At 39.7% G+C, this 20,238-nt stretch carries 12 protein-coding genes; 3 read left to right on the top strand and 9 right to left on the bottom strand.

The window, feature by feature from the left end; genetic code table 11:
* Positions 1–2: 2 nt before the first annotated feature.
* The 5 genes from EHR06_RS16535 to EHR06_RS16515 form a co-directional block, all read right to left on the bottom strand.
* Entirely contained in the window at positions 3–2,774 is a 2,772-nt protein-coding gene (locus tag EHR06_RS16535; RefSeq protein ID WP_135757995.1) for a SpoIIE family protein phosphatase, read from the bottom strand.
* A gap of 81 nt (positions 2,775–2,855) precedes the next feature.
* On the bottom strand, positions 2,856–4,424 hold the full coding sequence (locus EHR06_RS16530; RefSeq protein WP_135757994.1) for a methyl-accepting chemotaxis protein: 1,569 nt from the start codon (positions 4,422–4,424) through the stop codon (positions 2,856–2,858).
* Positions 4,425–4,598: 174 nt separating this feature from the next.
* Entirely contained in the window at positions 4,599–6,167 is a 1,569-nt protein-coding gene (locus EHR06_RS16525) for a methyl-accepting chemotaxis protein (RefSeq protein ID WP_135757993.1), read from the bottom strand.
* 168 nt (positions 6,168–6,335) lie between these two features.
* Positions 6,336–9,479 (bottom strand): SpoIIE family protein phosphatase, encoded by a 3,144-nt coding sequence (locus EHR06_RS16520; protein WP_135757992.1) that lies wholly within the window; start codon positions 9,477–9,479, stop codon positions 6,336–6,338.
* Positions 9,480–9,605: 126 nt separating this feature from the next.
* Positions 9,606–11,057 (bottom strand): NAD-dependent succinate-semialdehyde dehydrogenase, encoded by a 1,452-nt coding sequence (locus EHR06_RS16515; RefSeq protein WP_244288641.1) that lies wholly within the window; start codon positions 11,055–11,057, stop codon positions 9,606–9,608.
* A 247-nt stretch (positions 11,058–11,304) separates the two neighbouring features.
* Between EHR06_RS16515 and EHR06_RS16510 the strand changes: the two genes are divergently transcribed.
* Positions 11,305–12,609, top strand: a complete 1,305-nt coding sequence (locus tag EHR06_RS16510; RefSeq protein WP_135757990.1) for a hypothetical protein — start codon at positions 11,305–11,307, stop codon at positions 12,607–12,609.
* A 34-nt stretch (positions 12,610–12,643) separates the two neighbouring features.
* On the opposite strand, the gene EHR06_RS16505 is transcribed toward EHR06_RS16510, so the two are convergent.
* Both EHR06_RS16505 and EHR06_RS16500 read right to left on the bottom strand, forming a co-directional pair.
* Positions 12,644–13,582 carry a CPBP family intramembrane glutamic endopeptidase gene (locus tag EHR06_RS16505; protein WP_135757989.1) on the bottom strand — a complete coding sequence of 313 codons (939 nt, stop codon included), beginning with the start codon at positions 13,580–13,582 and terminating at the stop codon, positions 12,644–12,646.
* Positions 13,583–13,657: 75 nt separating this feature from the next.
* Entirely contained in the window at positions 13,658–15,361 is a 1,704-nt protein-coding gene (locus EHR06_RS16500) for a GMC family oxidoreductase (protein ID WP_135757988.1), read from the bottom strand.
* A 119-nt stretch (positions 15,362–15,480) separates the two neighbouring features.
* Here EHR06_RS16500 and EHR06_RS16495 point away from each other — a divergent pair, with 119 nt between their 5' ends.
* Positions 15,481–16,917 carry a flavin-containing monooxygenase gene (locus EHR06_RS16495; RefSeq protein WP_135757987.1) on the top strand — a complete coding sequence of 479 codons (1,437 nt, stop codon included), beginning with the start codon at positions 15,481–15,483 and terminating at the stop codon, positions 16,915–16,917.
* Positions 16,898–17,929, top strand: coding sequence for an alpha/beta hydrolase (locus tag EHR06_RS16490; RefSeq protein ID WP_135757986.1), 1,032 nt, complete (start codon positions 16,898–16,900; stop codon positions 17,927–17,929). Before EHR06_RS16495 ends, EHR06_RS16490 begins: the two co-directional genes overlap by 20 nt.
* 34 nt (positions 17,930–17,963) lie before the next feature.
* Here the strand turns inward: EHR06_RS16490 and EHR06_RS16485 are convergent, their stop codons facing one another.
* Positions 17,964–18,320 (bottom strand): hypothetical protein, encoded by a 357-nt coding sequence (locus EHR06_RS16485; protein ID WP_135757985.1) that lies wholly within the window; start codon positions 18,318–18,320, stop codon positions 17,964–17,966.
* On the bottom strand, positions 18,310–20,235 hold the full coding sequence (locus EHR06_RS16480) for a S8 family serine peptidase (RefSeq protein WP_135757984.1): 1,926 nt from the start codon (positions 20,233–20,235) through the stop codon (positions 18,310–18,312). The genes EHR06_RS16485 and EHR06_RS16480 overlap by 11 nt, the downstream gene beginning before the upstream one ends.
* Positions 20,236–20,238 lie beyond the last annotated feature (3 nt).

Below are 20,238 nucleotides of genomic sequence, written 5' to 3'. Positions count from 1 at the left end.
TTTCAGTAGCCCTTCGATTTCAATAGTTCGTCCAGCTTTCGGACTCCCGGGCTTTCTCCATCTATGGATTCCGCAGCTTCCAGGATCGAACGTGCCTCGTTAAAGCGACCTAATAATCTATAATTATCCGTAAGGTTGATCAGGTTCGCTAGACGATGAGGTTGGGATGAACGGACCTTCTCCGCCGCTTGGCTGGACTTAGTATATTCTTTTAAATGTTTATAACATACCGAAAGTAAGAACCATATGTTCGGAGAATCCGGATCGAACTCTAAATATTTTTCAAACCAACGAGAAGAAGATCCATATTCCTTTCGATCGTAGTACACTTGTCCCAATAATCTTGCGGCGGCTTTGAAAGAAGGAACGGATTGTAATGCTTCTTCCAATAATACTACCGCGGTGCCTATCTCTCTTTGTTGTAGAAGAGCCTTAGCTTCGGTGTATTTTCTTAGTATCGATTCAGGGATCCCTGTCTTAGATTCAGTAATATTCGTAGAAAGTTTTTCATGAAATCCGATACGTATCAAAGAAAGGTCATCGGATAAAGCGCCCAAACTATGGATATGATCCACTAAGTAATCCAGATCTCCTTTGGATTCCTCCACCGTTTTGAGAAACATATTCTCGTCGGAATTCATGATCCAATTTACACCGTCTTCGGTTAAATTTATATCGTCTCTTCCGTCGGAGCCTATATAAAGAATATCGCCAGGCATTAGATCGAATTCCAAGATCCTAAAACTCATCTCGGAAGGAGAACCTAGTTTACGCAAAGTTAATTCTCTTTCTAAGAAAGAAGCTTTTCCATCTCGGAGAAGTACCGCCCAAGGATGTTCCGCATTAAAATAGTACATCTTTCCGGTTTTTTCATTTATGAGCCCGAGAATTGCGGAAGCCATCATCACTCCGTCGAATGTTCTAAAAATATCATCCAATTCTCGATATGCTTCTCTCACCCAATCTTCCGGAGAGATATTTAAAACTTTTCCTTGGCTCGCTGATCTTGCCATGATGTTGTTCATAGCCGTTCCGAGTACGATGGCTCCTCCAGCTCCTTGCATGGATTTTCCCATCGCGTCCCCGTTCAGGAATACGGACCATCTTTCTTTTTCAGGACCGAATAGAAGGTTTCCGCTGATACAAATATCTCCTCCTATCTCCGATTCTTTACTCTTGAAGACGAATTTTTTCTTTTGTTCAATATAGAAGTTAGTCGTAACAGTAGAGGAACGATTCCAATTCGTCATCAAAGGTTTGCTTAATAGAGAAGTTAGAAAATAATCTCCGTCCTGCTGCACCTTTAAGGAATGGATCTCTTCCATTTTTTCGGTAACTTCTTTTGTACGGGCATCCACCTTTTCTTCCAAAGTGTCCGCATATTCTTCCAACTTTGTTCTTCCTTCTAGAATACTTCCCACCATCTTGTTGAAAGATTCCGAAAGATAACCTATCTCATCCTGTACAAGTACAGGAATTCGGATCGTAAGATTTCCTAAATTTACTTCTCCCACTCCTCGGATCAAAGTGTTCAAAGGACGTACCAAACTTCGATTGAAGAAGAATGGGAACAAAACTAAGATCACAAAAACAAGAGAAAGAGTTAAGAATACCAGCCAGCTATTCGTTTCATCCAAAAACTTTCTGTAATGTAGATAAGGAAATGCAACAAGCAGTGTCCTTTCTTCTGCCTCATCTCTCAGATAATAAGAATAAAACAGATCGTTTGGAGAAGGTACGTAATCTTCAGAACTTGTCCTAGGAATATTCGTAGTAGGAGTTCTTTTCAGGAAATTTCCAGACTTTCTATTTTCTAAAATTTCCTTTTGGGCCAGATTTAGGTTCGGTTCTATACCAGCAGATTTTATCAGAACCTTAGGTTTATTGGAAGAATCTCCCAAAGAAACGGCATACGCGATAGAAGAACCTTCCGATTTGCCCGTATTCAAAAATGTAATAGCTTCTTTAATACTGATCTCATCGAATAAGGACTCATTCTTCAAATTCACTACGGTAGAAAATGCCTGGGCGAAAACCAAACAGGTCGCCACGGTTATCCCGATGATCTTGGTCATAAAAGAGGTTTTATCTACCGTATTATTAATAAATAATATAGTTAGAGTAAAATACCCCAAGATCATGAATCCAACGTACAATTGCTGGAATGTATTGAAGGTAATCACTCCTTCACGAAGAAGTAGATTGGAAACTACCGGAACAGTATAAGTGATGTCCATTCCTATGGACATCTGTACCAGTGCCTTTCTCTCTTCTTTATCCGCGCGGAGAATTTTTCTGACCTGGATAAAGATCATTACTAAAAGGAATGCAAGTAAAGAAGCAGCGAGTAGATTACCCACCTTTTGTTGATAATTATATATTTGCCCCTTAAAATCGAATAAAGGTTTGTTCGTAAAAATTTGAAAGTAGGAATAGGAGATCGTAATTAAAGAAATCCCGAGTAAAATTCCGATCACATATCTTGTTTCTTTTGAACGATCGTTCCTTGGATATAAATATGCGAAAATACAAAGAAAGATCGTACCGAATACTGCCGCCGGACCGGTAACAAGTCTATGATACGAAGCGGTTGGATAAGGAAATATCGCAGATATAAAGAATCCGAAATTGATCAGAAAGACGAAAAAGAAAAGAAGAGAGAAGGCACTCGTATAATTCGCCTTCTTCTTTAGCGCGGCTAAAAAAGCAAAGATGATAAAGGTAAAAAGGGAACAGATAAGCGTAGAGATCGCCCAAGAGTTAAAGTAAACCATGGAGCGACTTTTCTAATCCTTAGTGTTTAGAATTCAAGATATTTCCGAACAAACTAGTTCGGAAATTTTATCGAAAGATAACTAACCTTTCGATGCCAATGTTTGAGCTTCGGTTTCCAAAATTTTTATGGTTTCAGCCAACATTTCGCTCTTTCTTAACAAAGAATCCATAGAACTCTGTAAAGAAGATACGGACGTCATGATCGCATTCGCTCCTAACGACTGTTCTTTAGAACCCGCTTCGATATCCGAAGATAAATTTCTTAAAACGGAAAGGCTGTTCAAAAAACGCTCGTTCACTATCTTCTGCTCGCTCAATAATTGATTCAATTGTTTAAAGCTATCTAAAAAGTTTGTGAACAAAGTATCCTGCTCTTTCACTTTTTCATTCGCGGTATGAGCGGACTTTTGTCCGTCTTGGACATACTTAGTACTTTCGTTTATGATTTTAGAAATACGATCCGCATTTTCAGAGCTACTTTCTGCGAGTTTGGAGACCTCCGTCGCGACTACTGCGAATCCTCTTCCTGCTGCCCCGGCTCTTGCAGCTTCAATAGATGCGTTTAAAGATAGAAGGTTCGTTCTATCAGCAACATCCGACATGATCTGGTTCACTTCTCCCACGGAACGGAAAGAGCTTCCTAAAGATTCCAAAGAAGTTCTAAGACCGTCTACGAATTCACTTACCGCTTTTCCTGCATCCAGCACTATATCCATATTACGATTCAAGTCGTTAGAATGTCCCGAGATCCGATCAATCAGAGTATTTAGATTTCTACTTTCTCCCAATAATCCCTCGATCTTTGTGAATTGGTCTTTTACGGTTTCTGTAGATTGTTCCGTTTGAGCCAAAAATTCTTCCATAGTGGAACTGATCTCTTCGAAAGAAGCGGCATGATTACTTATTACTTCCGAAAAATCATCCGAGAAGTCTTTTAACTTTTTGGAATTCTCTTTTAACGAAACTGCGGATTCGGTCATTCTGATCCGGCCATGCTCCAGGTCTTCTTTGGACTTTTCGATGGCTTGGGATTTTTCTTCTTCTACACTTTTTAACTGTAGAAAGATCCGGATCACCGCAACTACGATAAACGCAGTGGTCATTAAGAATAACATCTTAGTGATCTGTTCGGACATAGCAGCATAACCAGGAGTGATCGAAGTAATACTATCTTCCGTAAAAATAACTCCGGTATAAGCTGCATTCACAGTTACTAAACTTTGGCATAGGATGGTTAAAAATCCGGTCAAGTATACGAATCTAGGAGAAAGTAAGAGCCCAGCGTAAACTATGTAAATAACATTGATCGTATAGAGCACAACTTGTTTGATTACGTTCGAAGCAAGCTTTGCATCCTCTGTGGTCGCACCGATCATCACCAAACAAAGAACGATCACATCGGCCACTATAAAAACTTTTCCTAAAAAGGGAGATACTCCGCTCCCGAATCTATTCTTGAGGAAAGAATAAGTGACGTACATCACCATAATAGAAGTCCCTATAATATAGAGCGAGTTTTGGAATATTGTACTTCTTTTATAACCCATAGCAATGGAGGCGAAGTACAATAATGTCAGCCCAAATCTGATTCGATTGATCGTGATCGGACCTTGAGCGAGAATTTTTTCCGTTTCAGAACGTGCTACCATATTAGAAAAACCCGACTTAGGAACATTTTTATTAACTAATATCCAAGACGGTAAAAGGGCGAATAAATCGATCCTTTTTCGGATTTCATTCGTGGAAAATTTATTGCAAAAGAAAGTTAACGTTGTCCTTAATTAACGAGTCACTAATATAATCGATCGTTTAACTGATATAGATCAATGTTCTGTTCCGAGAAGTTCTGCTTCCTCTTCAAGTACTTTTATTGTGTCCGATAAAAGTTCACTCTTTCTCAATAAAGAATCCATCGAGCCCTGCAATTCAGATATCGCTCCCATAATCATAGAGGCTCCGGTGTTTTGTTCATTTGAAGAAGTCTCTATCCCTGCTGAAAGTTTACGTAATTCTGATAAACTAGCCAGAAACTGATCGTTTATTTTCATCTGATCCTCAAGGAGTCCATTCAATTCGTTGAATCTACCTAAGAAAGCGGCAAATTGATCCTCCTGATCCCTGACCTTCTCCGATGTTACCGAGGCTCTATTTCTGCCCTTGTCCACATAATCATTGGATTCACCGATTATTTTAGAGATCCTTGCGGCATTTTGTCCGCTGCTCTCCGCAAGTTTAGAAACTTCAGTAGCAACCACCGCGAAACCTCTTCCTGCAACTCCCGCTCTTGCAGCTTCTATAGAAGCGTTTAAAGAAAGCAGATTGGTACGATCTGCGACCTCGGCCATTATTACAGTAACTTCTCCCACGGAACGGAAAGATTCTCCAAGAGATTCCAATGATTCGGAAAGACCTGAAACAAATTCGGTTACTTCTTTACCTGTATTCAAAACGGAATGAATGCGGCCGTTTAACTCCGAAGAATAACCTGAAATTTTATCGATCAAAGATCTTAAATTTTGACTTTCCTTTACAAGCAGCTCTATCCTTCCGAATTGATCCTTAACACTAGAGGCAGCACTTTCAATTTGAGACAAAAATTCGGTTAAAGTACTTCCTATCTCATCAAAAGAAGCAGCATGATTATTGATCACATCGAAAAATTCATTGGAGAAATTCCGTAAGGATCTGGATTTTTCTTTTAAGGAAACCGCGGCAGAATCCATTCTCTCCTTACTTCTTTTCAATTCGTTCCCGGATATTATGATCGTGTTTAATTTTTCCTCTTCTGCGTCACGCATGAGTCCGAATATATTGATCACACTTCGAACTATAAAAGCGATAACGATCAGGAAAATTAATTTTAAGATTTGTTCGGAGATAGAAGCGAATCCCGGAGAAAGCACCTCTAAAGGTTCTTCCGAAAATACCACTCCGTGAAAATAACAATTTAATACCACTATGCCTTGGGCAATTGCCGACACTAACCCTGCAATAACCACAAATCTCGGCAATAGAAGTAATCCCGAATATACTATTAATATTACATTAATTGCATATAATATAATCTGCCTAATGATGCCGGAAGACATGTTCTTTTCCGTAGAAGCGGCGAAAAACATAACACTAGCGAGTATTAATATATCTAAAATGACCGAGATCATCCCGATCGATTTCGGGATCCTTCCGTTTCGATAAGAAAAGAACAAATTCAACAAAGAGACGACCGCCATAGAGATCGTCCCTCCCAAGTAAGCCATATTTTGTTCAAAAGAACTTTGTTCCCAAGAGGCAGCAAGGGAGGCTAGGATCAAAAAAACTAGTCCGATGCGGATCCGATTGATAGTCAAAGGGCCTAACGCCGCGATCTTTTCCGTGGTTCGTTCGTCATTCATTGGCGCCCCCAATAATGTTTGGTTTTATCTAAAGAATACTCTAAATTCAAACCGAAGGCACATAGAATCGATCTTATTTTTTATAAAGTGAGCAAAAACTCACATTTTAATTCGGTATTCTAAGGACTATATCTTTAAAAGTTGATATTAATCAGAATTCTAAGTGTGTTAACGCCAATTTTTCCTTAGAACATCTCTGATCCTGAGTACTGCCTCGTTTTCAGGTTCTATATGCAGAGCGGATTGGACCATATACATCGCTCTTTCATAATTTTTTAAAGCGATATAAACTTGGGCCAGATTCATTAGGTTTTTAAAATGATCTGGCTCTCTTAATCTCAATCTCTCCCCAAAGTCTAGCGCTTTTTTTAACTGACCTGCCTTTCTTGCTGCAAAGGAGGCGACATATAAAATTTCCTTATCGACAGGCTTGATATTCAGATAGTCTTCCGCGTAATGTGCCGCTTTGGAATAATCTTTAAGTTTTAAGAATAATTTTACGAAATTTTTCTTCACTTCAGGGATGCGGCTGTCCAGGTTCTCCGCCTCTTCCAAATAAGTAATCGCTTCCGCCACATCTTTGTTTTGAGAAGTTTCTTTAGCTCTATTTAACAGTTCTTTTATTTTTTGTTTTTGTTCATTATGAAGTTTCTGATCCGAATCAGCTTCTTTAAATGAAAGCCTGATAAGAGAAAGGTCGTCGGTTAAAGGACCTCTTCCAGTAATACAATTATAAATTCCACCTAGGTCGCCTTTGCCTTCTTCCACAACGCGAAGGAAAAGTTTTTCATCATCATTGATGATCCTTCCCCCGTCTGCGTCCGTTCCGATCAAAATATCATCTCTACCGTCGGATCCCGCAATGATCACATCTCCAGGCTCTAATTGGAATGTTTTGATATAAATACGACCTTCCATTCCGGTGGTTCCCAGTTTTCGGAACATCAACTCGTCTTCTATAAAACTTGCAATGCCATCCCTGTACAAAACCGTCCAAGGATGTTCTGCATTAATAAAATATAAAATACCGACTTCATCGTCCACAAGGCCCATTACGGAAGAAACCAACATGGAACCGTCAAAACTTTCGAAAACTTTATGAAGTTCAGTAAACGCATTTTTCAACCAGCGTTCCGGAGACTGATTTTTCATATTATCCGCAAGTCTTGTTCTTTCTATGATGGATTCAAAAACGGATCCAAGAACGAGAGCACCGCCTGCACCCTGCATGGATTTTCCCATTGCATCCGCGTTCAAGAATACTGTATAAGATCTGCCTATTAATTCTATATGATTGGAGATATTTAAGTCCCCGCCGATCTCATCATGATATCTTCTGAAAGTGAATTTTTTCTTTTGTTCCAGTAAAAAATCCACCTTTACGTTTTCATGAACTGCTTTATTCGCACCTAAAGGTTTGATCAAAAGAGAAGTTAAGAAATAATCCCCGTCCTGTTGTTGTTTGAGTTCTTGCACTTCCCCCAAGGTTTGTTCTAATTCCTTGGTACGTTCCTTTACTTTTTCTTCCAGTTCGTTAGCATATTGTTCTAATCTTTTTCGGGCCGCTTGGATGGACCTTGCCATTCTGTTAAAAGATCTGGCGATAAATCCGATCTCATCTTCTACTCTTGGTTCCAGTCTATAATCCAAGTTTCCTGAATTCACTTCAGTTAAACCTACTACTACTTCGTCCATAGGTTTGATAAGAGCATTTTGGAAGAAGAACCTAAATCCTAGACTGATCACTAACATGATCGCGAGTAAACATACTACTAAGATCAATGCAGGCTCATGTATAAATTTGCGGAAAGATACGTATGTAAAACCTACTTCGTAAACATTTCCGTTTGTAGGGTGTACAACCAGGTAAGAAACATAGTATTGCGGTTTCTCATCCCCGACTTTATAATATTTCGTTCCTCTATAGATCCTTTCCCCCACCTCTCGGATAGGAGTTAAGGGTAGAAGGATCGTTTTATCCAGATCCGATTCCGATATATCCGCCTTAAGATCCGCTTCCGCTTTTATTTTGACTTTTTCTAAAATAGCGGAAAGGCCGACTTCTTCCGATCTTAAAAGTTTATAAATTGCAGGCGCATCCGATTTAGAAGGCAGGTGAGAATATTTGCTTCGAACTACTTTTAATCTTTTGTTCAAATGTCTGAAAAATTCATGTACATCTTCGTCTGAAACCGGATCGCTCCCTTTAGATTCTAAAAATTGTTTCAGTCCTTCTTGGTATGCATAAAACTCTTTGGGAGAATTTTCTAAAATCGTTTTGGATCTTTCCCATCTAGATTTTGCGGGAAGACTTCCTAAACTAGTGAGATTTTTAGAAATATAAAAGAATTTTATCTCTAATCTATCTTCAGAATCGGATCTTGGATCCTTAAAACCTTTTTCCGTTTGAAAACGATTTTCGTTCGGATCATAAGAAGTTAAATACGCGAATCCGCCCGGGGTCTCTCCCTGTAAAACGACCAGTTTAGCTTCTTCTCTTTTTATTAGATCGAAAGAAGAATCATAACCGTTTAATATTGCAAATCCGACCAACTGGAATGCGAGAAGGAAGGTTGCCATACTCACTCCCACGATCCTACTTAAGATCGTAGTTCTTTCCTTGGTCGCGTTTACATAAACGATAAGAATTAAAAATAATCCGGCTACAAGAAGAATGTCCGCTGTTTGCTGATAAACAGCTCTGGATACGGTACCTTCTCTACTTAAAGCATTTGTAATGCCCGGTAAAAGTGTGATGGTAAGGTAGGCGAGAGTGATATAGATTACCGACCTTCTCTCTCCTCCTTTCTCTACGATCGCTCTCCAAATTGCCGCTATCAAAAAGATAAAATTATAAAGGAAAACTATTAGAGAGAAAATTTTATAAAATAAATGAGTTTCGAAATCCCAATAATGGCTCCCCATCACGAAACTTCGGGTGGATTTTAAAGAAAGAAGAATATAAAAGATCGCTAAAGTGATCACTCCCACATACAAAAGAGAATAAAGTGCAAGTCCTAACTTTTCCCTTTTAGGAGTAGGGAAATAGAAGAAGAATATAAAAAGCTGAGTATACCCCACCATCGGGAATGGGATCACGATCCATCTATGAAAGATCGTCCAATCTTCAGGCGAGCAAAAGGCTACCAAATACCCGAAATGAAAAATAGTAGTGGATAAACTCGAAAGTCCTAAGTGAAATGCAGCCTTACTTCTTTCCTTGATGGTCAGAAAGAAAAAAGATACGTATAAGGAAAATAAGGAAGCGAGTAAAGATCCGAAGAAGTAGAAGTTAAAATAAAAAGGGTCCATAAAAAGGGCAGCCTAAGAAATTGATCCGGAGGACCCCTAAGTCAAGGAAAATGCAAAAAGAAGTCCGAACTCTAAGGACGAAAATTTTTTTACAAAACTAACAGAGAGAATTCGAAGTTTTTAAGATCAGCCTTGTCCGCCCCAGCAGATATATTTTATTTCCTGATACTCTTCTATCCCGTATTTGGAACCTTCTCTGCCCATACCGGACTCTTTTACTCCTCCAAAAGGCACCTGTTCAGTGGATAATATGCCTTCGTTTACGGAAACCATCCCTGCTTCCAAGGCTTCTGAAATTCTCCAGATCCTGGCAGGATCGTTTGTATATACGTAAGATGCCAAACCGACGTCGCTTGCGTTTGCAATTTGTAATGCTTCTTCTTCCGTTTTGAAACTTTTGATAGGTGCGAGTGGACCGAATGTTTCTTCTTGGAAACATAATGATTTTTCTGAAATTCCCGATAGAACGCTCGGTTCGTAAAAGTTCCCACCAAGAGAATGTGATTTACCTCCGATCAGAAGTTTTCCTCCTTTTTCGAGAGCATCTTTTAAATGTGAATCCACTTTTTTGACCGCGGCAGAATGGATCAAGGGGCCAATATTCACTCCTTCTTCAAAACCGTTCCCTACTTTAAATTTGGAAACTTCTTCCGATAAACCGTGAGCGAATTCTTCCGCGATCTTTTCTTCTACCAAAAATCTGTTCGTGCAAACACAGGTTTGTCCTGCATTACGAAATTTTGATACAATTCCACCTCGGATCGCTTCTTTAATATTTGAATCCGCGAATACTATAAAAGGAGCGTTGCCCCCTAACTCTAAAGAAATTCTTTTCACTTGGTTTGCTGATCTTTCTAAGAGTATTTTTCCCACTCTTGTAGAGCCCGTAAAACTGATCTTACGAACGATTTTGTTTTCTAAAAATTCATTTGCGATCGGTTCAGGCTGCCCAGTTACGACTTGAAAAACTCCGGAAGGAATTCCTGCTTCTTCTGCAAGAACAGCTAACGCGATTGCGGAATAAGGAGTAAGTTCGGAAGGTTTAGATATCACAACACATCCCGCCGCAAGCGCAGGTCCTATCTTTCGAGTGATCATGGAAGAAGGAAAATTCCAAGGAGTTAAAATCCCTGTAACGCCCACCGGCTCTTTCCAAGCCATCAATCTAAGTTCTTTTCTATGAGTGGGGATCAAATCTCCGTACGCACGTTTTGCTTCTTCTGAAAACCATTCCAGATAAGAAGCAGCGTAATCAATCTCTCCTCTGGATTCAGCTAAAGGTTTTCCCTGTTCCCAGGTCATAATTTTTGCTAAGTCTTCTTTGTTTTGGATCATTAGATCCGCCCAATTCCTGAGAAATCTGGCTCTTTGTTTAGGGATTGTTTTGGACCATTCTTTTTGGGACTTCTCCGCAAACTCCAATGCTTTTCTTACTTCTTCGCGGGGAAGATCGGGCACTTCTCCTATCTTCTCACCTGTTGCCGGATCAAATACAGGGATCGTTTTAGAAAAGGTTCTCCATTCTCCCGAATAAAAATTAGAATTTTTGAATAAAGAAGGTCGATTGAGTTGGATCATATTTTTGCCTGAAAGAAGCTCTTTCTCCAAAGATACATCTTTGTTAGGATGCTGAAAACCGAATTTTATACGGACTAAAAATACAAAATAGTTTAAGGATCAAATCTTCGTGGGACTCTTAAGAGAAGAAAAAGTTCATGGCATTTCGGAAAATAAGGATTGTTATACATCAGTTAAGGGATTAGCAAATAAATGATTACAAATGTATGTGTATTGAAGAAACTCCCCCATTTTTAATAATGGTTGTATGGGAAGAATTTTTGGTATTTCCTCAATCCTCCTACTGATCCTCACTTTTCCTCTCGAATCAATTTTAGCAGTAACGATCCAAATGAATGCGGGTCGCATTTTCAAAAAAGTTTCCATTCAAAAAGAGTCGGAAACCGAGATAGAGGTGGTTGATCCGGACGGAGTCATATATAGAATCCGCAAAGATAAAATAAAACAAATCACGGAAGATACTCCGGATACTATTCCGGAATTTGCCTCCGACGAAAGTGTTCCGACTGGAGCGGTCAAGACGCCTTCTCCAAAAGATTCACTTCCGGAACATTCTATCTTACTTTCTCAATCCTTATCCAATGACGGTGCCTTCCAAGGTTCCGATCTATTCGGAGAAAGACAGGCGAGAAGGAACGGAACTTCTTACAAAGATTTTTACGAAGCTTATTTCTTAACTACCAGCGTGGAAATATTAGGTTTGCCTAAACAATTTAAACTTGGGCTTACCGTTATGAACCCTTTGGTGGACAGAAGTAACACCGACTCGGATCTGAGATTACAATCCGCGCCCGGAGGTCCTGATCAAACTTATCTGTTAGATAAGTCACTTGCCGCTGGAACTTTACAATTCGATCCGAACGAAGTAAAAACCAGAAAGGAAAAAAACGGGCTTTTTGATTACGTCTTCACTAGAGCGATGTACGATCATGAGACCAGACTTGGTACATTCTCCGCTGGATTCTTATTCATCAATCAGAACGATCCTACTTATGTAATGAGAGGATATTGGGTGATCGGATGGAAGGCTCCTTTTTGGGAATGGCTCAATCCTCAGTTCTCGATTAACAATAAAATGTTAAACGATTACGGCGGGACTTTCCAAGGAACTCATAATTATCGTCTCACTCTATCTCATGAATTTTTTAAAGGTGAAACTTTCAGGATCACTCCAAGTTTGGTGGTAGGTTATGCGGAAGTGAACGATAACACGGATCGAAAAAAAGGGATCAGCGATATTAGCCCTAGACTCCAATTCGATTATGGAAAGTTTTTTTTCGCTGCGAATATGATGTATAGAGCTACACCTGCATTGGTGGATAATCCGACTTATACACCGAATATCGGCGCGTATCCGGATAGTAATTCTAACGATGGATTAACTATCGATCCTGCGAAAGCTTATGGATATAAGAATGAACTGATCGTTAACTATCTTTCTTCCTTATCGGATGATCCTGCGGTAAAAAGGGCCTTGGTGGACCATTATCAGCAGCAGCATATAGTTCATGTGATCTTCTTCTATAATATCGGATATACGATCCGAATTTGAGTCTTGTCTCCGGTTCTATCTGAGCCGGAGAATATCATTCCATAAAATATAAAAACTGCAAAGTAGCGGCAAGTTCCATTGCCAGCGCGACACCTATATGTATCAAAATTCCTGCATATACTGATTTAGTCCGATAAGAGATCATTCCTAAGATAAAACCTCCGAAAAAGGAACCCAATGCCTCGAAAGAAGGTTTTGTAAAATGTAAAAGGCCGTACATGAATGCCATGCCCAAAACTGCAGGTTTACTTCCTGCTCTGGAAGCCAGAGGAAAAACCATAAACCCTCTAAAGAAAGTTTCTAAAACCGCAAAGTCTGCTGCATAAGAAATTTCGAACAGAATGATCCATAAAGCGGGAGGATAGATCAAATAACCGTCCGACAGTCTTCCTGCAAATCTAGGATAAACGGAAAGAAAAGAAAGGGAGAAGGATGCGATCGCAATTACAGGAAGCATCAATCCTAATAAGAATAATACCTCACCGAACTTTGGAGATCTACTTAGTCCTAAAAATCTGTCAGGAGAATTTTTGCGGAGAAGGATCCAAGCCAAAGGTAATGCAGTGTACGCAAGGATAGTCCCTACATAATTCAGAGTAAGCATTGCAATCTCTACGGAAGAAGAACCCGCCCAGCGGAATAATTCAGAATCTCTGATCCTTGCGGAACATACGATTGCAAGAACAACTACATAACCTAAGATCAAAGGAATAGAAGGTTTGAATTCGTTTAGTTTTCCATAAAATGCGAGAACGATCGGATAGATGACCATTGCACCTGCGGCAAAAAATAAAAAGTAAAATAGGCTTAAACCTATCTGATTATCTTTTAGAGCCTGGGTAAAAAGCGGAGCAAATCGAAAGGAATAATTATAAGACCAGAAAATCAAAAATAGAAAGAACACTCCCCCGAAAGAGATCCAATCCTTTTTAGTTTGAAAAAAATCCTTTAGACTTTCTTTTAATAGGCTCAAAATCCTTCTCCGGATCGGTGATGTCCGATACGGAGAGAATTTCTTTTAGCTAAGTCTAGGTCTATCGTTTTCGGATCAGATTTTAGGAAACACTACGGATGTGATCCCGAATTGTTTTTCAAATTCAAAACTAGAGACCGGCTTATTCTCTTTGGGAGGGATCATGGACATTGCTCTTTCAGTCATTGCAGTTATCGAAAGAGAAGGATTTACTCCTAGGTTCACAGGGATCATAGAACTGTCACAAACTCTTAAATTTTTATAACCGTAAACCTTGTTCTCAAAATCGATCACACCTTCTTCCGGATCGGAACCCATTACACAACCGCCCATGATATGCCCGGTGATAGGTGCATTCAAAAGAACATCATTTAATGAACTTCTAGGAATACCTCCTATCTTCTTCGCAACCTGTCTAGCTGTTTGGTTTGCGATCGGAATATAAGAAGGTACTTTCTCGCCCGAACTGATAGTGGAGGTCATTGACTTCTCGAAAGGCCAGGACATTCTTCTTTGTCTAACTAACTTTACCTTATTATCCAATGTTTGCATGACTAGAAGAATAAGAGAATTTTTAGCAAAACCGAAAGGCCACGATGCTTTCAAAAAATAAATAGGTTGAGTGAACATTGTAAAAAAATATTTAAGAGGTCTAGGAAAGAGTCCTCCACCATCGGTCAAGACGCTCGCAAGAGTTCCAAAAAAGTCGGAACCTTTAGAATAACGGACCGGTTCTATATGTGTATGTTCATCCGGATGAATAGAAGAAGTAATCGCAACTCCCCTGGAAAAATCCACATCCTTTCCGAATTTAGTAACTCCTAAAACTGTTTCACTATTCGTACGAACATCATCTCCTAAACGAACTGAAAGACGTTTCATATGTCCTGCTTCTCTAGAACGTAAAAGTAAACCTACAGTTCCCATCACCGCGGCAGAAAGTACAACGGACCTGGCTTTAAATTTTCTTTTAGGAGAACCGAACCAGCCTGTAGTAGATCTGGTAGAAAGTTGGTAACCGAATTCTCCATTCGCATCCGGATCCGCTTCTCCATATTCGTTTAATGGAACTATATCGGTTACTTTTGTTTCAGGAAGTACTTTAGTTCCTAATTTCTCCGCAAAAAATAGATAATTTTTATCTAATGTGTTTTTAGAATTAAAACGGCATCCTACCATACAACCTCCGCAAAGATTGCATGTAGTTCTATCCGGACCATCTCCCAGAAAGTAGGGATCTTTCACTGTTTGTCCTTGTTTTTCTCCGAAGAATACTCCTACAGGAGTTGCGGAAAAAGTTTCTCCTCTTCCCATTTCTTGTGCGATCTCTTTTAAGACCGCATCGGACCTATCCAAGTGCGGATTTTGAACGACTCCCAGCATTCTGGAGGCGACTTTATAAAAAGGGAGCATTCCATCCTTACCGCCGATCTTTTTATATGTAGGGTGATTTAACGTTTTATCGGAAGGAACGTAAAGTGTGTTAGCATATACTAAAGAACCTCCTCCTACCCCGGCACCACTGACTAAGAAAAAATCTTTTAGAAGATTGAGTCTTTGGATCCCATAAAAACCTAATCTAGGCATCCATAAATATTTATGAACGGACCAATTCGTTTTAGGAAATTCTTTTGCAGTCCATCTCTTACCGGACTCGATCACTAAGACAGAATACCCTTTTTGGCTTAACCTCATTGCAGAAACACTTCCGCCAAAGCCAGAACCTACTATGATATAGTCGTAATCAAAATGAACGTTTGTTTTCTCTTCTGTCTTCATAAGTCCGACCTAAACATATCGATTTATTAGCTCAATCCATTTTCGGACTTGACTATGCGTTTGAAAAACTTCTACTACTAATTCGTTTTATCAACCTCATAAAAAGATCGGAGAACTATATGCAAGAGCTGCCGAAAGTCTGCGTTATTGGCGCCGGCTCTAGTGGAATCACTGTTTGTAAATCATTGCAGGACAAAGGGATCCCCTATGACTGTTACGAAAAAGGAAGCGATGTAGGAGGTAACTGGAGATATAAAAACGACAACGGTCTGAGTAATATTTATAAGTCGCTACACATCAATACTCATAGAGACAGAATGGAATATAGAGATTATCCGATGCCGGATTGGTATGCGGATTATCCGAATCATGAACCTATCCAAAAATATTTCGTGGACTATGTAGAACACTTTGGACTCCGCAAACATATTAAATTCAAGAATGGTGTCGCAAAAATAGAACCTCAAGACGACGGAACTTATTTAGTTACCAGCGAGAAGGGAGAAAAAATATTTTACGATGCAGTCATAGTCGCAAACGGACATCATTGGTCCCCGCGTTGGCCTGAACCCGACTTTCCAGGTAAATTTAACGGAAAGATAATACACTCTCACGACTATGTAGATCCGGAACACCCGGTCCAATTAACGGGCAAAAGAGTCGTAGTACTCGGCATGGGAAACAGCGCCATGGATATTTCCGTAGAACTAAGTCGTCCCGGAGTCGCCAAAAAAGTTTTCTTAAGTTCCAGAAGAGGTGCTTGGGTGATCCCGAATTATCTTTTCGGGAAACCTTTGGACAAACAAACAGAGCTGCTTCCTCCTGGAACACCTTTTTGGTTAAAACAATTTCTGTTTGGGACCATGTTAAAGATAGGAGTCGGTAAGATGGAAGATTTTGGTCTTCCTAAACCGGATCATAAACCTGGAGAAGCACATCCTACCATCTCCCAAGATATTTTAGTACGACTCGGAAGAGGAGATATCAAATACAAACCTGTGATCCAAGAATATAATGGAAACAAGGTAAAATTTGCGGACGGATCCGAAGAAGAGATCGATGCGATCATTTATTGTACTGGATATAACGTTAAGTTCCCATTCTTCAAACCCGAGTTTATTTCCGCACCGGATAATCATCTACCTTTGTTCCATAGAACTTTTAAACCGGATCTGAATAATTTATTCTTTGTGGGATTGTACCAGCCGTTGGGCGCGATCATGCCTCTTGCAGAATTCCAAGGGAAATGGCTGGCAGAATATCTCACAGGAAATTACAGTCTGCCCACTGCACCGGAAATGCAAAAACAGATCCAAGACTACGAAAAGAAAATGAAGAAAAGATACGTAACTTCTGCAAGACATACGATGCAGGTGGATTACGAAGACTTTTTATATTATATGCAGAAGGAGCTAAAGGCAGGAAAAAAAAGGGCCTCCAAAAGTTTACAAACATTGCCTGTTCCATCCAAAGCAAAATACAAACAATCCGGAAAACAAAGCTCTTCTAACGGAAAATCAGAACCAAGGAAAAAAAGTGCTCTGGCAAAAGTTTGAAACCCTAGCGGCCAGAGCCTTACTTTCACTTCCGAATTCTATACTTAGGATTTTTGGAAAGGATACCAAAAGAGGAAGAACCTTAGATCCAAAGGTCAGAACCGCTTTACTTTTAGCTAAAATAAAACCGAAACCTGAAAATCTCCCTCCACCCAAAGCAAGGGAACTTTTCAAAAACATAATGAGCTTTTTCGATCTGAAAAAAGAAGAAGTTCCCAGGGTGGAGAATTTTTCCATACCTGGGACCGGCCCGAGGATCAAAGTCAGATTATATTCTTCTAATATAACTAAAGAACTGGAGCCTTGTTTACTCTATTTTCACGGAGGAGGATTTGTGATCGGGGATCTGGAATCCCACGATGCGCCTCTGAGATATTTAGCGAAAACTTCGGGTAGAGCGATACTTGCAGTCGACTATAGATTGGGCCCTGAACATACTTATCCTTCTTCTTGGGAAGATGCATACTCTGCTTATAAATGGGTAAAGGAAAATGGAAAGTCAGTCGGTATTGACCCGAAAAAGATCGCTGTGGCAGGGGATTCTGCAGGAGGAAATTTAGCGATTTCCATTTCCACTCGAGCCAAAAAGGAAAAACTCGCTCTTCCCCAATTCCAAATACTCATCTATCCTTGGATCGATCTAATCCAAGAAAGAAAAAGTGTGGAAGAATTCGAAAATGGATATGCTCTCACTCGAGATCTGCTTCGCTATTTTAAATATCATAGTGTGCCAAATTCGAAAGATTGGAAGGACCCAAGAGTCACACCTTTCCAACAAACGAATTTTTCCCATACACCTAAAACCTATATGTTGATAGCAGGCTTTGACCCGCTGCAGGACGAGGGTCTCGCATATACGGACCTTCTTCGGAAAGCAAAAGTAAAACTGGAGATCAAAACCTATGAAACTTTGATCCATGGTTTTTTTAATTTAGGAAGAAGTGTCCCGGAAGCCAAAAATGCCTTGGACCAAATCGCAAAATGGATCCAGACGGGGTTTTTAGGAAAATAACATTAAGCTATTATAAAGTTTATCGCAGTTATTTTTAAAAAGCCCTGTATATCAAATTATGTTGGACTGATTCTACAAAACCGGATTTGGCAGAAGTATTCTTAAGAATATCCAAACCCGGATCGGATTTATATTTAACCCTATATGTATCTTCCATGATCAGTTCTATATTTAGGATCGTAGAATTAGGAGCTAACTCCTTTATTCTTTCCGAACTAGTTCCTGGAACCAATCTAAAAATATACTCATTCGGGACAACTCTCCCAGGCTTCACATATTTACCTTTACCATTAGGAAGATCCTTAGGAAACCTTTGTGCGAATATAGAAAACGCAGATATCGATATAAAAACAAGGACCGAAATCGTTTTTAAAAAAATCTTAAGGAACATCTACACTCAAATTAGTAGGAGCTTCCAAATTTCGGATCGCTCCATTTCCATTCGCGGCCTTACCATATTTAGTAATATTTTGGATAGAACTAGTCGCAGTGCCGCCTGCAACAATTGCATTAATCGTGTCTGCATATGTAAATTTCGGATTAAATGATCTTAATAAAGCGGCAAGCCCAGCCACATGAGGAGTAGCCATAGAAGTTCCGTTAATCGTATTGTACTGAGCTATATTATCAACGTCCAATGTAATAAAATTAAATACGGTAATGGCCACACCCGCCCTATTAATAGTGGAATCCGAAATAAATTCATATCCGAAAGTACAATTCGAGGAGTGAACACAATTCGGTGCAGCAACTTCCAAGTTAGAAATTATATTCCCATCTCTTTCTCCGGAAAGACTTCCTACAACATTTGCCGAATTGAACACTACTGATTCGGACGTTGAACTAGATGCGTACATATTAATTCCGTCATAACCTGCCTCCGTATCTATAAATAGATTCATTCGAGCAGTGACAGCTTCCGCACCTGAAGTAATTGGGATCGAACCGTAAGCCAGAGCATAAGTGTTCGATAAGTATCCCGAATTGGAAATTCCATTGATCGCAGTAGAACAACTAGTGGATAAATATAGAACCAGTGAATAAGGAGCGCAAATTGCCGTACTCCAGCTAGTTCCAAACATATTATCTGCTAGCCAACTAGTGAAGGGAAGATTATAAACAGCTTCTGCACCTGCCCAAGAGCTTCTAATATTTGTGCCTGGGGCACCTATATCCACATTCTTTTTAGAAGAATCATAATTAGAAAAACTCGCTAACTGGAATTTTTGATCCAAGGCAGCCACACAAAGAATATTAGCTTCGTCATATTCGCAAGGGTAAGAGTTATCCGAACTCAAATCACTACCGTCATTCCCTGCAGCAACTACAAATAACGCGTCATATTTGCTTCCAGCTTCTGAGATCGCGGAACGCATAGCGGAATCATAATCCGGACCGCCTAGACTTAAATTCAAAACTTTAGCTCCGTTCCTTACTGCAAAATTAATCCCTTTGATAATGGTGGCTGTATCTCCGGAACCTGATTGATCTAAAACTCGGACCGCCATAATTTTAGCAGTCCAACAAACTCCTACAACCCCGGTTGCATTATTTCCTTTGGCTCCAATCGTACCAGCCACATGAGTTCCATGACCGTTCAAGTCCATAGGATCGGAATTATTATTTACATAATTCCAACCGTTAGAGCAGGAACCTAAAGAAACTCCTTTATCGGAAACACAAGAACCGGAACTCCACATATTCGCGCTTAGATCTTGGTGATTATAATTCACGCCGGAATCCACAACAGCTACAATAGTATTCGTACAATCCGTATTTACATCCCAAGCGCTTTCCATCCTCATATCACTTGCACTTGTTCCAGGATTATTTGTGGGATAAGTATAAGTTATAACGCTCTGGCCCGTATTATTCATTCCCCATAGCTGGTTGTAAATCGGATCATTCGGAGTATTGTTTGCATGATAAATATAATTCGGCTGTACGTATTCCACATCAGGATGAGTAGAATATTCAGCGATAGCCTCTTCTACAGTTTGACCTTCTCTCAATTCTACTTGAGAAATTCCTGTCTCACCTAGATCGTTCAGGACTTTCCCATTAAAAGAACTAACTGCATAAGATTTTACGGAGTCGCCCGCTTTATCTTTGAACTTAACCAAGACCTCGGAAGATTTGAATTTTATTTTGGAGTTTCTTTTATAATACTTTTTATTATCGGTATTTCCCGCCGGATCCAAAAGTTTAGACAAGCCCGAAGCAATATTCTTTTGTTTTTCGGCAAAAAGATAACCGATAGACAAGATCGAAAAAATAAGAGCAAATAAGGTGAATTTATTCTTCATAAG

The sequence above is a fragment of the Leptospira dzoumogneensis genome (genome assembly GCF_004770895.1).
GTDB classification, from domain to species: domain Bacteria; phylum Spirochaetota; class Leptospiria; order Leptospirales; family Leptospiraceae; genus Leptospira_B; species Leptospira_B dzoumogneensis.
The sequence above is the reverse complement of the archived record's forward strand: the minus strand, read 5'-3'. Positions and strand labels throughout refer to the sequence as shown.

Excerpts from the sequence above, each read along its gene's own strand:
- EHR06_RS16535 (WP_135757995.1), bottom strand. The coding sequence starts at position 2,774 with ATGGTTTACTTTAACTCTTGGGCGATCTCTACGCTTATCTGTTCCCTT.
- EHR06_RS16530 (WP_135757994.1), bottom strand. The coding sequence starts at position 4,424 with ATGGTAGCACGTTCTGAAACGGAAAAAATTCTCGCTCAAGGTCCGATC.
- EHR06_RS16525 (WP_135757993.1), bottom strand. The coding sequence starts at position 6,167 with ATGAATGACGAACGAACCACGGAAAAGATCGCGGCGTTAGGCCCTTTG.
- EHR06_RS16520 (WP_135757992.1), bottom strand. The coding sequence starts at position 9,479 with ATGGACCCTTTTTATTTTAACTTCTACTTCTTCGGATCTTTACTCGCT.
- EHR06_RS16515 (WP_244288641.1), bottom strand. The coding sequence starts at position 11,057 with ATGATCCAACTCAATCGACCTTCTTTATTCAAAAATTCTAATTTTTAT.
- EHR06_RS16510 (WP_135757990.1), top strand. The coding sequence starts at position 11,305 with ATGGGAAGAATTTTTGGTATTTCCTCAATCCTCCTACTGATCCTCACT.
- EHR06_RS16500 (WP_135757988.1), bottom strand. The coding sequence starts at position 15,361 with ATGAAGACAGAAGAGAAAACAAACGTTCATTTTGATTACGACTATATC.
- EHR06_RS16495 (WP_135757987.1), top strand. The coding sequence starts at position 15,481 with ATGCAAGAGCTGCCGAAAGTCTGCGTTATTGGCGCCGGCTCTAGTGGA.
- EHR06_RS16485 (WP_135757985.1), bottom strand. The coding sequence starts at position 18,320 with ATGTTCCTTAAGATTTTTTTAAAAACGATTTCGGTCCTTGTTTTTATA.
- EHR06_RS16480 (WP_135757984.1), bottom strand. The coding sequence starts at position 20,235 with ATGAAGAATAAATTCACCTTATTTGCTCTTATTTTTTCGATCTTGTCT.